At 73.2% G+C, this 13706-nt stretch carries 10 protein-coding genes; 3 read left to right on the top strand and 7 right to left on the bottom strand.

All coding sequences use genetic code 11. The features are described 5' to 3' along the window. Positions 1–24 precede the first annotated feature (24 nt). Positions 25–948 (bottom strand): cell envelope lipid trafficking protein PgfA, encoded by a 924-nt coding sequence (locus FYW95_RS09945; protein WP_159943154.1) that lies wholly within the window; start codon positions 946–948, stop codon positions 25–27. A 172-nt stretch (positions 949–1120) separates the two neighbouring features. Between FYW95_RS09945 and FYW95_RS09940 the strand changes: the two genes are divergently transcribed. After that, positions 1121–2467, top strand: coding sequence for an acyltransferase family protein (locus FYW95_RS09940; RefSeq protein WP_159943155.1), 1347 nt, complete (start codon positions 1121–1123; stop codon positions 2465–2467). Positions 2468–2477: 10 nt separating this feature from the next. Here FYW95_RS09940 and FYW95_RS09935 read toward each other — a convergent pair whose 3' ends face one another. Further along, positions 2478–4544 carry a hypothetical protein gene (locus tag FYW95_RS09935; protein WP_160050282.1) on the bottom strand — a complete coding sequence of 689 codons (2067 nt, stop codon included), beginning with the start codon at positions 4542–4544 and terminating at the stop codon, positions 2478–2480. Between the two features lie 148 nt (positions 4545–4692). Here FYW95_RS09935 and FYW95_RS09930 point away from each other — a divergent pair, with 148 nt between their 5' ends. Together FYW95_RS09930 and FYW95_RS09925 are read left to right on the top strand one after the other, a co-directional pair. Then, entirely contained in the window at positions 4693–5448 is a 756-nt protein-coding gene (locus FYW95_RS09930) for a class I SAM-dependent methyltransferase (protein WP_370463242.1), read from the top strand. Continuing rightward, positions 5445–6209, top strand: coding sequence for a class I SAM-dependent methyltransferase (locus tag FYW95_RS09925; protein WP_159943157.1), 765 nt, complete (start codon positions 5445–5447; stop codon positions 6207–6209). The genes FYW95_RS09930 and FYW95_RS09925 overlap by 4 nt, the downstream gene beginning before the upstream one ends. A 4-nt stretch (positions 6210–6213) precedes the next feature. On the opposite strand, the gene FYW95_RS09920 is transcribed toward FYW95_RS09925, so the two are convergent. The 5 genes from FYW95_RS09920 to FYW95_RS09900 all read right to left on the bottom strand — a co-directional run bounded on the left by FYW95_RS09920 (position 6214) and on the right by FYW95_RS09900 (position 13367). Then, on the bottom strand, positions 6214–7698 hold the full coding sequence (locus tag FYW95_RS09920; RefSeq protein WP_159943158.1) for an aldehyde dehydrogenase family protein: 1485 nt from the start codon (positions 7696–7698) through the stop codon (positions 6214–6216). Between the two features lie 164 nt (positions 7699–7862). Beyond that, on the bottom strand, positions 7863–8741 hold the full coding sequence (gene ligD, locus FYW95_RS09915) for a non-homologous end-joining DNA ligase (RefSeq protein ID WP_160050281.1): 879 nt from the start codon (positions 8739–8741) through the stop codon (positions 7863–7865). Positions 8742–8867: 126 nt separating this feature from the next. Beyond that, positions 8868–9812, bottom strand: coding sequence for an electron transfer flavoprotein subunit alpha/FixB family protein (locus FYW95_RS09910; RefSeq protein WP_159943159.1), 945 nt, complete (start codon positions 9810–9812; stop codon positions 8868–8870). A 33-nt stretch (positions 9813–9845) separates the two neighbouring features. After that, positions 9846–10625: an electron transfer flavoprotein subunit beta/FixA family protein gene (locus FYW95_RS09905; RefSeq protein ID WP_201294793.1), complete on the bottom strand. Its 780-nt coding sequence runs from the start codon at positions 10623–10625 to the stop codon at positions 9846–9848. 414 nt (positions 10626–11039) lie between these two features. Further along, a complete protein-coding gene (locus tag FYW95_RS09900; protein WP_236567840.1) occupies positions 11040–13367 on the bottom strand; it encodes a protein kinase domain-containing protein in 2328 nt (775 codons plus the stop codon). Positions 13368–13706: the final 339 nt, after the last annotated feature.

Raw genomic sequence — 13706 nt, 5'->3', positions numbered from 1 at the left:
GCGGGTGCCGGGCGGGCGCACCGGCTAGTTGTAGTGGTCACGGCGGCGTCCGGTGAGGAGCAGCACGACCGCGACGCCGAGGAAGCCGACGCCGACGGCGAGGAAGACGACGGGCAGGGTGGTGTGCAGCAGGGGGAGCACGGCGCGGCCCTGTTCGGAGTTCTCCACGGCGTTGCGGACCGACTGGTCGTTGGAGACGAGTTCGGCGTCGAGCAGCGTCAGGACCTCCTCGCCGTCCACCACGACGACCCGGTTCTGGTCCTCGCTGATCTTGAGGGGGGATCCGGTGACGGGTTCGATCCAGTAGGTGCGGGTGATGGAGAAGACCTCGTCGCCGGTGACGTCGCCCTCGCCCTCTAGGCCGGCCACCGAGCGCGGCAGGGTGCGTTCCCCGATGACCTCGCCGTCGACCTCCTGGACGAACTTGTAGGCCTCCACGCCCTCGACCGCCTCGGTCCCCCGGTACTCCATGGGGACGACCTCCCGGACGGTGGTCTCGAAGAAGTCGTAGTCGCGCTGCTCGGTGAAGAAGGGGAACTTCCAGGCCTGTCCGGTCTGCGCGACGGAGTCGTCGTTGACCATGGCGTCGCAGCAGTCGACGGCCTGGCCGGTGACGCGGTCGTGTCCGGCCCGGCGGCTGGTGGAGGTGATGCCGAAGTCGGTGTCGGCGTCCCGGAGCCAGGTGAACTGGTCCCACACGACCGTCTCGTCGGTGCTGGAGGCCACGTCGGCCCGGATGGTCGAGTTGGCCTCCAGGGTGGCGTTCTCGACGAGTTCCACGTCCTCGATGTTGAAGTAGGTGGCCCCTTCGGCGACGAGGACCGTCTCGCTGTAGTAGTCCAGGGGGGTCTTCATCAGCGAGCTCGACAGCCACGTGCGCGTCATGGGTGCAAGGGCGAGGAAGAAGACCCCAAACGCGATGAGAACGACCGCGACGGTACGGCGCATGTGCCCTCCTGGGCGGATGAGAGTCCAGATCTGGAACTGGGTCCAGTGGAACTAGGTCCAGTTCCGGGTAGAGTACTGCCCAGTAGCTAACGACGTCATCAGGGCGTGTCGAAATTTTTATAACACGTTCTAGTGAAACGCGTTCTGTCTTCTCCCCGCACCTGGAAGGCCCATGGCGCCCACTCCCACCGCGCCGGAGGACCCCACGGACGGCACCTCCGGCGCACGCTCCCCCCGGCCCGACCCCGCCCTGGTGCTCCCCCAGGTCGACGGCCGCCACGAGGCCCTCGACGGCGTCCGGGCCGTGGCCGCCCTGATGGTCCTGGTCTTCCACGTGGCCACCGAGACCGGCGACGCCTTGGCCCCCGGGGTCCTCGGCGGGCTGCTGGCCGCCTTCGACCTCGCCGTCCCCCTGTTCTTCGCCCTGTCCGGCGTGCTGCTGTACCGACCCTGGGCGCGTGCCGCGCTGGACGGCGTGCGTGGGCCGCGCGCCCGCCCCTACCTGTGGCGCCGCGCCGTGCGCGTGCTCCCCGCCTACTGGGTGGTGGCCGTGACGGCGCTGCTGCTCTACTCCCGGGAGGAGCTGGGCTCGCTCCGGTACTGGGCCGAGGTACTGACGCTGACCTTCCCCTTCAACACCGACCCCCCGTGGGTGGGCACCGGCCCCTACGGCCTGGGCCAGATGTGGAGCCTGTCGGTCGAGGTCAGCTTCTACCTCCTGCTGCCGCTGCTCGGACTGCTCCTGGCACTGTGGGCGCGCCGGGGCGCCGACGCGGCCGCCCGGGGCCGGCGCCTGCTCACCGGCCTGGCCGTCCTGGCGCTCCTGGGCCTGGCCGCGCTGGTCCCGCAGTTCCATCCCGAGCCGCGCGAGTACATGCACGCCTGGCTGCCCCGGGCCACGGGCCTGTTCGCGGCGGGGATGGCGCTGGCCGTGATCTCGGAGTGGGCCTGGCGCGAACCCGGCGCGGACGGCCCGGTGCGCCGCTTCTGCCGGACCGTCGCCGCCTCGCCCGGCGTGTGCTGGCTGGTGGCGGGCGGGTTCTTCGCGCTCAACGCCACCGACGCCACGGGCGGGCGGTTCATCGGTTCCGGCGACATCTGGACCTCGGCGGTGGAGTCCCTGACCGGGACCGGGTTCGCGTTCTTCCTCATCGCCCCGGTCGCGCTGGCCCCGCGCCCGTTCCGGCCGCCGGAGCCGCTCCGGCTGGGCACCGCCTGGCGGGAGGGCCGGTGGCCGGACTCCCTGCTGCGGCACCGGGTGTGCCAGTTCCTGGCCCGGATCTCCTACGGGGTGTTCCTGTGGCAGTTCGTCGTGCTATACCTGTGGCGCGACTTCACCGGGCAGGAGATCTTCACCGGCTCCTTCTGGCTGGACGTCATCCCGGTGACCGCCGGAACCGTGCTGCTGGCCGCGGCCACCCACCGCTGGGTGGAGGAGCCCAGCCGCCGGTGGGCGCGCACGCTCCTCCGGTCGCGGGAGCGGCGCGGGCCGGAGCCGCGCCGCGCGCCGTCGGTGTGACGGGCGGGCCCTACTCCCCGGCGGCGCGGTCGCCCTCCCGCGGGTCCCACGGGTTGCCCTCCACGGTCGGCGCCATCACGCCCAACGACACCCAGGTCAGACACAGGCCGCCCCGGTCCTCCGGCTCCTCGGGCACGAACACCGACAGCCGCTGCCCCGGGGCGCCCGCCGGCACGTACCAGGTGGCGCCCTCCGGCGCGGCGGGCAGCTCCGCCTCGATCCAGTCGTCGCCCACCGCCACGACCACCCCGACCGCCTCCTCCGACGCGTAGCCCAGGGTGACGACCTGGGCGTCGCCGCCGTGCGCCCGCACCGGCCAGGACACGAGCCCCTCCCAGGGCTCCAGGCAGTCGTCGGCCGGACCGGGGGCGAACATGAAGCTGTTGTCGGCGGGCCGGGCCGGAACCAGGTAGCCCGCGTCGTTGAGCACGTAGGCGGTACCGGACTGCTCCGGTTCGGCCATGCGCCGGGCCACCTCCGGGGAGGCCAGCGGCGGCAGCACCCACGAGCTCAGGCGGCGCTGGCCGTTCCAGTCCAGCACCACGTCCTCCGGGACCGGGCGCGCGTACAGCCCGCCCTCCTCCGGCACGTCGGCGAGCGAGGCCCGCACGGTGTCCAGGTACCACTGGAGCCGGTCCCCGCTCAGCGTCTGCGCGTAGGCGTGCGTGGAGTAGCCCGCGGCCGCCGCGTACACCGCCGTGGCCAGCACCGCGGCCGTCCTGGCGGCGCCCGCGGGGCGGACGCGGTAGGGCTCGACGGCCGCGGGCGCGCCGGGCCCGGCTCCCCCGGCCAGGGCGCGCGCCCGCTCCTCCCGGGTGGGAAGGTAGGCCAGGGCCAGGCACAGCGCGAACACCAGCGCCGCGTCCGCCACGTACCGGGGGTCGGCGGCGGCCACCTCCTGGAACCTGCCGCGCGCGATGACGGCCGGGACGATGTCCACGACCACCACGTAGCCCAGCAGCAGCGTCCACGCCCGCCAGGAACCGCGCCGCGCCCGCAGGCTGACCAGGACGATTCCCGCGAACACCGCCCAGGAGCCCAGCACCACCGGCCCGGGCGCGTCGACGAGGCCGCCGGTCGGCGTGACCGGGCCCCACTCCAGCGGGCCGCCCAGCGCGCCGACCGGGAACACCTCGGTGAGCAGGCCGCGCAGCATGGCCAGCGCGGGCTCGCTCTGGGGCACGCCCGCGCCCTCCCCGCCCTCGCCCGCGCGCATCCGCACCAGGTAGAACACCACGTAGGCGGCCAGGAGGGCGCCCATCGCCGCCCATAAGGGCCGGTGCAGCGCCCAGGCCCGGCGGGCCCCGGCGACCGGGCCGCCCGGGTAGAGGTGGGCGGCGGCCACCGCGAACAGCACCAGCGGCAGGAACATCGCCTTGACCGTGAACAGCATCCCGAACACCACGGCACCGCCCGCCCACCAGGCGGCGCGCGGGTCCCCGGTGCGCAGGTGGCGCACGGTCCACAGCAGCGCCAGCACCATGGCGAGCTGGAGGGGCACCGCGTTGAGCGCCGCCGACCACCAGCCCAGGACCGGGACGGTCAACGGGGCGAGCGCGTAGGCGGTCAACGGGACCAGCAGGGCCCAGCGGCGGCCGAACAGCTCCCACAGCAGCCGCAGGAGGCCCAGCATCGCGGCGGCCTGGAGGGCGAGCATGCTGCCCGCGCTCACCCACCACTCGTAGGGCCACAGCGCGGTCTGGAGGTAGACCAGGAACAGGGCGCCCGGCATCAGGTGGCCCTTGTGCAGGGTGAACAGGTACTCCGGGCCCAGGTCGCTGGCGTGGGCGGAGGCGAAGAAGAGGTAGTCGTCCTCCACGAAGGAAGACTCGCTCAACACGTACGCCCGCAGTCCCAGAGCTCCCGCGATCACCAGAAGGCCCACCAGCATCAGGGGGTCGCGTGCCGGTCGGCGGGCGGCCGCGAGCACCGCGCGAAGGCGTTCGCCGGGGTCCGGCCCCCGCTCTCCGGCACCGTCCGGCGGGCGGCGTACCCTGGGTGCCCCGTCCGACCCCGCGGCCGGGGATCCGGTGTCCGGGTTCTCGTGCCCACTGGCCGTGGGGGGAGCAGGCGGCATCGATTCCCTCCCGCCGCAGGTTGGCCGATCCGCGCGATGGGTGTCAGAATACAACACGTTCCACTTTCTTTCCTGACCCTTGTCGCAGGCCCTTTGGGGCGGTGAGCCCAGAACAGGAACACGATTCACCTCGTGTCCCGTCGGGGTCGTGAGCACCGTGGAGGTGATGCCGGTGGGACTCGAACAGGTCCGCCGCGACTGGACGCGGCTGGGGTCGGCCGAACCCCTGTGGGCGGTGTGCGTGGACCCCGCCAAGCGGCACGGCGGCTGGGACGACGACGAGTTCCTCGCCTCGGGTCGGGCCGACGTCGACCCGACCGTGGCCCGCCTGGCGGAGCTGGGCCTCCGGGGCGTCCGCCGGGTGCTGGACTTCGGCTGCGGCGCGGGGCGGCTGTCCAACGCGCTGGCCGCGCACTTCGACGAGGTCGTGGGCGTGGACATCTCCGCGCCGATGCTGGCCGAGGCCCGGCGCCTGGACCGTTCGGGCGGCCGGATCAGCTTCGTGCTGAACGAGCGCCCGGACCTGTCACTGTTCGGGGACGACTCCTTCGACCTCGTCTACACCGACCTGGTCCTGCAGCACCTGCCGCCCGACCTGGCCGAGGGCTACGTGCGCGAGTTCGCCCGGGTGGTGCGCCCCGGCGGCGCGATGGTCCTGGGCGTGCCCGAGTCCGAGCGGCGCACCTTCAAGGGGATGGTGTTCCGGTACGCGCCGTGGCCCCTGGTCGCCCTGGCCCAACGGGTGCTGCTGCGCTACCCGGCGCCGATGCGGATGCACACGCTGCCCGCCGAGCGGATCACCGAACTCGTTCCGCACGGCCGGATCGCCGCCTCCGACGAGTACTGGGGCGGCGACCACTGGCGCCACCTGCGCCACTACGTCGTACTGGGGGACCCCCGGTGACCTCCGCCGACGTCCGCCCCGACGGCACCGTGCCCTTCCGCGCCACGCTGGGGCGCTCGGCGGGGCTGTTCGCCGCCTTCCGCGCCGAGCAGAGCGACCCCGCCCGCTTCTACGGCACCCTGGCCCGGGACACCGTCGCCCAGCTGCGCTCCTACACCCCCCTGGACGGGCGCCTGGTGGTGGACGTGGGCGGCGGCCCGGGCTACTTCGCCGACGAACTGCGCGCCGCCGGGGCGCGCTGCCTGTGCGTGGACTCCGACGCCCACGAGATGCGTCTGCACGGCCGCGAGGCCGACACCCACGGGATCCAGGGCAGCGCCCTGGAGCTGCCGCTGCGCAGCGGCGCGGTGGACGTGTGCTTCTCCTCCAACGTGCTGGAGCACGTGCCGGACCGCGCGCGGATGGCCGACGAGATGGTGCGCGTGACCCGCCCCGGCGGGCTGGTGTACCTGTCGTACACGCTGTGGCTGTCCCCGTGGGGCGGCCACGAGACCTCGCCCTGGCACTACCTGGGCGGCTCCTACGCCGCGGAGCGGTTCGCCCGGCGGCACGGGCGGCGGCCCAAGAACGACTTCGGCCGCACCATGTACGCCGCTCACGCCGGGGAGACGTTGCGCTGGGTCCGCGGACGCACCGACGTGGAGCCCGTGGACATCCGGCCCCGCTACCTGCCCGGGTGGGCCAAACCGGTGGTGCGCGTGCCCGTCCTGCGCGAGTTCGTCACCTGGAACCTGCTGCTGGTGCTGCGCCGGCTGGGCTGAGCGCTCACCCCAGCCCGAAGGGCAGGCGGCGGCGCGTGTGCTGGACGCTCACCCAGTGGTCGGTGGTGAACTCGTGGATCGCCCACTCCCCGCCGAACCGGCCGAGTCCGGAGTACTTCTCGCCGCCGAACGCGGTGTTGGCCTCGTCGTTGAGCGTGGAGTCGTTGACGTGCGTCATCCCCGCCCGCAGGCGCCGGGCGAAGCGCACCCCCCGCTCGGCGTCACTCGTGTGCACCGCGCTGGAGAGGCCGTACTCGGTGTCGTTGGCGATGCGCAGCGCGTCCTCCTCCCCCCGGGCGCGCACGACCGTGGCCACCGGGCCGAAGACCTCCTCGACCGCGCACGGCGCGTCGTTGGTGGCCAGCAGCAGGTGGGGCGGCAGGACCCGGCCCGCCGGGCCGGAGGGGTCCCCCGACAGCAGCAGCCGGGCGCCCTGCTCCGCGGACCGGGCCACCAGGTCCCGGATGCCGTCGCGCTGCTCGTCGTCGATGACCGGACCGATCTGGGTATTCGCGTCGCGGGGGTCGCCCACGCGCAGTTCCCGGGCGCGCGCGAGCATGCGCTCGACCAGCTGGTCGTGGACGGCCGCCGTGGCCACCACCCGGTTCGTGGCCATGCAGATCTGCCCCTGGTGGTAGTAGGAGCCGAAGACCGCGGCGTCCGCGGCCAGGTCCAGGTCGGCGTCCTCCAGCACGACCATGGGCCCGTTGCCGCCGAGTTCGAGCGCGCGCCGCTTGAGCGGGGCCTGCCGGGCGATGTGGCGGCCCACCTCGGTGGAGCCGGTGAAGGAGATCATCCGGGACGCCTCGTGGGTGGCGAGCGCGTCGCCGATCTCCCCGCCCTTGCCGATGACCACGTTGAGCACGCCGGGGGGCAACCCGGCCTCCTCGTAGATCCGGGCGAGCAGGAGCCCGCCCGTCACGGGGGTGTTCTCGGCGGGCTTGAGCACGACGGTGTTGCCCAGGGCGATGGCGGGCGCGACCGAGCGGTGGGAGAGCTGGAGCGGGAAGTTCCACGGGCTGATCACCGTGACGACGCCGAGCGGTTCACGGTAGACGCGGTTCTCCTTGCCCGGGGTGAGGCCGGGCAGGATGCGGCCGGTGGCACGGGTGGGGTAGGAGGCGGCCTCGGCCATGCCGCTGCGCACCAGATGCCACTCGAATTCGGCGCGCTCGCGCACGGCTCCGGCCTCCCGGACGAGCCAGTCCACGATCTCGGGGCGGCGCGCGTCCAGGATCGCGATGGCCCGCAGGAACAGTTCGGCGCGCTCCGGGGCGGGCGTGGCGGCCCATTCCGGCCAGGCCGCCTCGGCCGCCCGGTAGGCCAGGTCCACGTCGCGCTCGTCCGCCAGGCGGATCTCGGTCAGGACCGTGTCGTCGTAGGGGTCGACGTCCGGGAGGACGGTGCCGGACGATCCGTCGCGCCACCGGCCCCCGATGGGCATCCGGTCCAGTCCCGTGTAGGCGCTCGGCCGCTGGTCGGCGTACATCCGCCCTCCCTCGTTCAGACGTCGCTACCCACCCACAGTCGTCCCCCGGCGGGCGCCGGGGCAACGGGACGTGCCGCACTTGGCCAAGTGTTCAGCGGCCGCTGGCAATACCGCGCCGGGGCGGGCCCCGGTCCCAGGCGCCCGGCGCCGCGCGCGTCCGGTCCTCAGCCCAGCCGCTCCAGCGCCCGGCGCGGGGACCGGGCGTGCCGTCCCATCCCCGCGAACGGGCACTCCTCGCGCTCCAGGCCGATCGTGAACGCCCGGGCCGACTCCAGGCCCTCCAGCTCCTCCCAGGCGAGCGGCGCCGCCACCGGAGCGCCCGGCCGCGCCCGCACCGCGTAGGGGGCCACCGCGAGCTGCTCGCGGCCGTTGCGCAGGAAGTCCACGAACAGGCGGCCGCCGCGCGCGGCCTTGCGCACCTCGGTGGTCCGCTCGTCCGGCCGCAGCGCCGCCACCCGCCCGGCGACCGCCTCGGCCAGGCGGCGGACCCCCTGGTCGTCCAGCTCCGGGCGCAGCGGAGAGCGCACGTGCAGTCCCTTGGAGCCGGTGGTCATCACGTACGCGGCCAGGCCCAGGTCGTCGAGCACCTCGCGCACGTCGCGGGCGGCGTCCCTGCACCCGGCGAAGGACTCCGGCCCGTCCCCCGCCGGGTCCAGGTCGATCACCATCCGGTCGGGGCGGCCCAGGTTCGGCTCCCGGGACTGCCAGGCGTGCACGGTGACCGCCGCCTGGTCGGCGCACCACACCAGGGCCGCCGCGTCCTGGCAGAGCATCATCCGACCGCCGCTGGTGTCCACGGTCCGCACCCAGTCCGGGACCGGGGGGTGCTTGACGAAGAAGCCCTGCGCGCCGATCCCGTCGGGGAAGCGCTCCAGGGCCACCGGCCGGTCGCGCAGGTGCGGGAGCATCAGCGGGGCGATCCTGGCGTGGTAGCGGGCCAGGTCCTCCTTGGTCGCGCCGCCCTCGCCGAACAGCGGCTTGCCCGGCCTGCGCACCGCGACCACGCGCCGCCCCGCGCGCACCCCGGCCGTCTCCGCAGCCATGTCCCCTCCCCCGCTCGGCGCCGTGCGGCCCGACTACCCGGTCCGCGGACGGCGGAAACGGGCCCCGACGGCGCGAACGCCCGGCCGGAGGGGCCCGGCCGGGCGTTCGGGGTCGTGCGCGCGGTGCTACTTGCGCTTCTTGATCTCCTCGGTGAGCTGGGGCGCGACCGTGTGCAGGTCGCCCACCACGCCGTAGTCGGCGAGCTCGAAGATCGGGGCCTCGGGGTCCTTGTTGACCGCGACGATGTTCTTCGCGGTCTGCATGCCCGCCCGGTGCTGGATCGCGCCGGAGATGCCCAGGGCCACGTACAGGTTCGGGCTGACCGTCTTACCGGTCTGGCCGACCTGGAACTGGTTCGGGTACCAGCCGGAGTCGACGGCGGCGCGGGATGCGCCCACGGCCGCACCCAGGGAGTCGGCCAGGTTCTCGACGACGGAGAAGTCGTCGGAGCCCACGCCGCGTCCACCGGAGACCACGATCGCGGCCTCGGTGAGCTCGGGGCGCTCGCCCTGCTCCTCGTGGACGCGGTCCACGACCTTGGCCGTCCTGGCGGCGTCGGAGACCTCCACCGACACGGCCTCCTCGACCGCGGCGCCGGAGGCGGCCTCGGCCGGGACGGAGTTGGGGCGCACGGCCACGACCGGCACGCCGGTGCGCACGCGGGCGTGGGTGACGGTGGCGCCGCCGAAGATGCTGTGCTCGGCGACGATGTCGGCGTTGACGTCGACGACGTCGGTGAGCACACCCGAGCCCAGCTTGACGGCGGTGCGTCCGGCGATCTCCTTGTTCTCGGCGGTGGCCGAGACGAGGATGGCGGCGGCGCCCTTGTCCTGGGCGAGTTTGGCGAGCAGCTCGGCCTTGGGGGCGACGACGTGGTCGCCCAGCTCGGCCGGGGCCACGTAGACCTTCTCGGCGCCGTACTCGGCCAGGGCGCCCTTGCCGGACTCCGCGCCGTCGCCGACCCACACGGCCGCGGGCTCGCCGATGCGGCGGGCCGCGGTGAGCAGCTCGGTGGTGACCTTCTTGACCTGTCCGTCGACGTGGTCGACGAGGACGAGGACCTCAGCCATAATCCTTGAACCTTCCTGAGTCTCTCGCCTGGCCTACACGAACTTCTTCTCGGCGAGGAAGTCGGCGATCTTGGCGCCGCCGTCCCCCTCGTCCTTGACGATCGTGCCCGCGGCGCGCGGCGGCGCGGCGGCGAAGTCGACGGTCTCGGTGGTGGCGTTGGCCAGACCCACCTTGGCCGTGTCGATGCCCACGTCGGCGGCGGACTTCTTGTCGACCGGCTTCTTCTTCGCCTGCATGATGAGCTTGAAGGACGGGTAGCGGGGCTCGTTGATCTTCTCGACCACGGAGACGACCGCGGGCAGCTGCGCCTCGACCAGGTCGTAGCCGTAGTCGGTCTGGCGCTGGATGCGGATGGTGCTGCCGTCGACGTCGACCTTGCGCGCGAAGGTGAGCTGCGGCAGGCCGAGGTACTCGGCGAGCGCGGCGCCCACGACGCCGGTGCGGGCGTCGGTGGACTCCGAGCCCAGCACGACCAGGTCGTACTCCATGGTGCCCAGGACCTGCGCGAGGGCGTAGGCGGTCTGGAGCGAGTCCGAGCCGTGGAGCGCGTCGTCGTTGAGGAAGACGGCCTTGTCCGCGCCCATGGACAGGGCCTTGCGGATGGAGTCGGTGGCCTGGTCGGGTCCCATCGTCAGGACGGTGACCTCGCCGCCGTGCTTCTCCTTGAGCTGGAGGGCCTCTTCGATCGCGTACTCGTCGAGCTCGTTGATGACGCCGTCCGACGCTGCGCGGTCGAGCGTCCTGTCATCGGGGTTGAGCTTCCGTTCGGTCGCCGTGTCCGGGACCTGCTTGACCAAAACGACAATATTCATGGCCGGTGGCCGACCTCCCTGCACTCCATGATCCGCCGTGCGGCGGCCGGACGCTGGCGCGCCCCGTTCTGCCCAACAATGCCGAATGCCGTTCGGTCATCCGACGGCGGGTCCGCCTTGTGACCGATCCCGCGATGTGCTCTCAGTCCAGATGTTACTGGCTAGTAGCTTGGGGGCCAAGCCGCGGGCCCCGGTGTGACTGAGGCAACCCTAACCACCCCCGCGCGCAGGTCCGCCGCCGCCCCACTCCCGGGCGGCCACCAGCCCCGACGCCGGGCACGCGCGACTCCGGTGCCCGTTTCCACCCTAGTCGCCGCGCGCGCCGGAGGAACCGGTCACACCACCGGTATCGACCCGAAAAGCGACAGCGCCCTCCCTCCCGCGACGGGAGGGAGGGCGCCGGGGCACCGCCGGTCAGCCGGAGGAGGCGGAGTTGAACCAGTCCGAGGGGCCGCCGAAGGGGTCCCAGGACGGGGCGGCGCTCAGCCCGATGGACAGGATGAGCATGGTGAGCAGGAGGATGCCGATGACCACGCCGATGTACAGGTACAGGTTGTGGAAGCGCACCCGCTCCACCAGCCACACCGCCTGGTGCCGCGCCTCGCGTCCGCTCGGCATGATGTAGCTGAGCAGGATCATCACGAAGATGGCGAACGCGCCGGTGTAGTTGGCGCCCTCGCTCCCCACCTCCACGAACTGCGCGTAGACCATGCCGACCAGGATTCCGGCCACCAGGTAGACGAGCCCGAAACCGACCGTGCGCAGCACCATGCGCCCGAAGGCCCACGGGAAGCTCAGCGCCACCACCATGGTGTCGGAGCTGCGCGGCCCGCGTGTCTGCAGGCGGCGGGCGTGCTCGGCCTTGACCACGTCCAGGGCGCTCAGCCCGGCGATGATCACCACGCCGAGCAGGGTGCCGAACCAGGGGAACCACAGGGCCACCCCCGCCAGCAGGACCATGACGGGGATGAGTACCAGCGGGTGCATCCGCCAGGTCTCGTCCTCGTAGTACTCCTCGTCCTCGTCGTACCCGTCCTGCTCACCGGTGTCGCCGCGGAAGTAGTCGCCCATCCGGTCGTTACTGCCGCGCCGGAACCGGTTCAGCCAGCCGCCCCGGCCGCCGTACCCCTCCTCGTCGAACTCCTGGGTGCGGCCGCTGTGGCGGCCGTCGTCCACCGGGGTGAGGATGTCGCCGAAGTCGCCCTTGTGCAGCGGGGTGTTGAAGAACTGCGTCTGCGGCGCCTGCTGGTCGACCGGCTCCTCCGGCTCCGCGTAGGGTCGCCGCCCGGAGCCGGCGTCGTCCACGGGGCTCATCATCATGGTGCCCTGCGGGTCCTCAGCGGCCAACTCGTGCGGCTGGAAGCGCCGGGTGCCCAGTGCGTCGTCCCGGTCGTCCCGGAGCGCGACGGGGTCCATCCGCATCGTGCCCTGCGGGTCGTGCGGGTCGTCGGCGCCGTTCGGGGTGATCCGCTCGGTTCCGGCGCCCAGGTCGTCGGTGGCCTCCGGGTCGCTGTCCCAGGAGCGCCGGGCGTTGGCGGCCCCGGACAGGTCGTCCGTCGCCTCGGGATCGCTGTCCCAGCCCCGCTGCCGGGCGGCGCCGGACAGGTCGTCGGTGGCCTCCGGGTCGCTGGCCCAGCCGCCCGAGGAGGCCGCGGAGGTCGGGCGCGGGGGGTCCTTGGGCAGGGACCAGGCGCTGGCGGCCGGGTTGGCCCCGCTGCTGGTGTGCGGCGGGCCCCACTCCTCGTTCCCGCGGAACGCGCGTCCGGCCAGGTAGCCCCCGGCTGCGCCGACCGCCCCGGCCGCGGCCGCGCCGCCCAGGCCGCCGCCCGAGGGCGAGCCACCCACGGCGGGGTTGTAGACGGTGTGGCTGCCGGTCAGCCCGCTGGAGCGGTTGCCCGTGTCCTCGGTCCAGGGCAGGTCGAGGTTGAGGCGGCCGGTCTCCTCCACCAGTTGCGCGGCCGTCGGGCGCCGGGACATGTCCCGGGAGACCGCCCGGGTGACGAGGGGCCGCAGCGCCTCGTGCATCCCGTCCATGTCGATCTCGCCGTTGAGGATGCGGTAGAAGATGACCTCGAAGGTGCCCGCGCCGTAGGGCGGGCGCCCGGTGGAGGCGAAGGCGACGGTGCCGCCCCAGGCGTGGATATCGGTGGCCGGACCCAGGTCCGTGCCCTCGATGACCTCGGGCGACAGGTAGCTGGGCGTGCCGACGAACGTGCCGGTCTGGGTCAGCTTGGCGCCGTCCACCGCGTGCGCGATGCCGAAGTCGATGACGATCGGCTCGCCGTTGGAGATGATCACGTTGCCGGGCTTGAGGTCGCGGTGGATCACGTCCACCGCGTGGATGTCCTTGATCGCCCGGGCCAGGCCGGTGACGAACCGCGTGAGCGCGCGGCCCCGGAGCGGGCCGTGGTCGGTGACGGTGGCGTCCAGGGTCGGTCCGGGGATGTACTCGGTGACCACCCACGGCAGCTCGGCCTGGGTGTCCGCGTCGATGACCTCGGCCACGTTGGGACTCTGCACCCGGCGCATGGTCTCGACCTCGCGGGCGAGGCGGGCCCGGGCGATGTGGTCGCCGGCGACCTCCGGTTTGAGGACCTTCACCGCGACGAACTGCTCGGTCCGGGGATCCTCGGCCTGGTACACCACGCCCATGCCGCCCTGTCCGATACGGCGGCGGATGACGTAGTGGCCGATGCGCTCCGGCAGCTCCTCACCCGTGGGGAAACCTGCCGACATTGCCATCGAGAACTCATCCCCTCAAAAGACCGCATACCGCCCCGTCCAGCTTATCGGCCGGGGGATGGGTCACCATTGGCTTGTGTGGCCCCCGCGGGGCCCGTGCGGTCGCTTCCGCCCCGTCGGGTGTGGGGCGCCGACGAACACGTCCGTCCTCGGACGACCACCACGAGTATGACGGAAAACTCGCGTGCGCGGTTCCCTCCTCCGCCCCGGGACTGGCCGGATGCGGACGTCGGGAGAATCCATCGCAAAGCTACTCAAACCAGCCGGGAGGCGAAACCCTTCCCGCCCCGCACCCGCGGCCGGGGCGCCCTCCCCCGGCGGAGGGCGGAGGGACGGCCG

Source organism: Nocardiopsis sp. FR4 (assembly GCF_009830945.1).
GTDB lineage: Bacteria > Actinomycetota > Actinomycetes > Streptosporangiales > Streptosporangiaceae > Nocardiopsis.
This window is presented reverse-complemented; position numbering and strand designations above follow the sequence as displayed.

Coding starts and splice junctions, on each gene's coding strand:
- FYW95_RS09945 (WP_159943154.1), bottom strand. CDS start 948: ATGCGCCGTACCGTCGCGGTCGTTCTCATCGCGTTTGGGGTCTTCTTC.
- FYW95_RS09940 (WP_159943155.1), top strand. CDS start 1,121: ATGGCGCCCACTCCCACCGCGCCGGAGGACCCCACGGACGGCACCTCC.
- FYW95_RS09935 (WP_160050282.1), bottom strand. CDS start 4,544: ATGCCGCCTGCTCCCCCCACGGCCAGTGGGCACGAGAACCCGGACACC.
- FYW95_RS09920 (WP_159943158.1), bottom strand. CDS start 7,698: ATGTACGCCGACCAGCGGCCGAGCGCCTACACGGGACTGGACCGGATG.
- ligD (WP_160050281.1), bottom strand. CDS start 8,741: ATGGCTGCGGAGACGGCCGGGGTGCGCGCGGGGCGGCGCGTGGTCGCG.
- FYW95_RS09910 (WP_159943159.1), bottom strand. CDS start 9,812: ATGGCTGAGGTCCTCGTCCTCGTCGACCACGTCGACGGACAGGTCAAG.
- FYW95_RS09905 (WP_201294793.1), bottom strand. CDS start 10,625: ATGAATATTGTCGTTTTGGTCAAGCAGGTCCCGGACACGGCGACCGAA.
- FYW95_RS09900 (WP_236567840.1), bottom strand. CDS start 13,367: ATGGCAATGTCGGCAGGTTTCCCCACGGGTGAGGAGCTGCCGGAGCGC.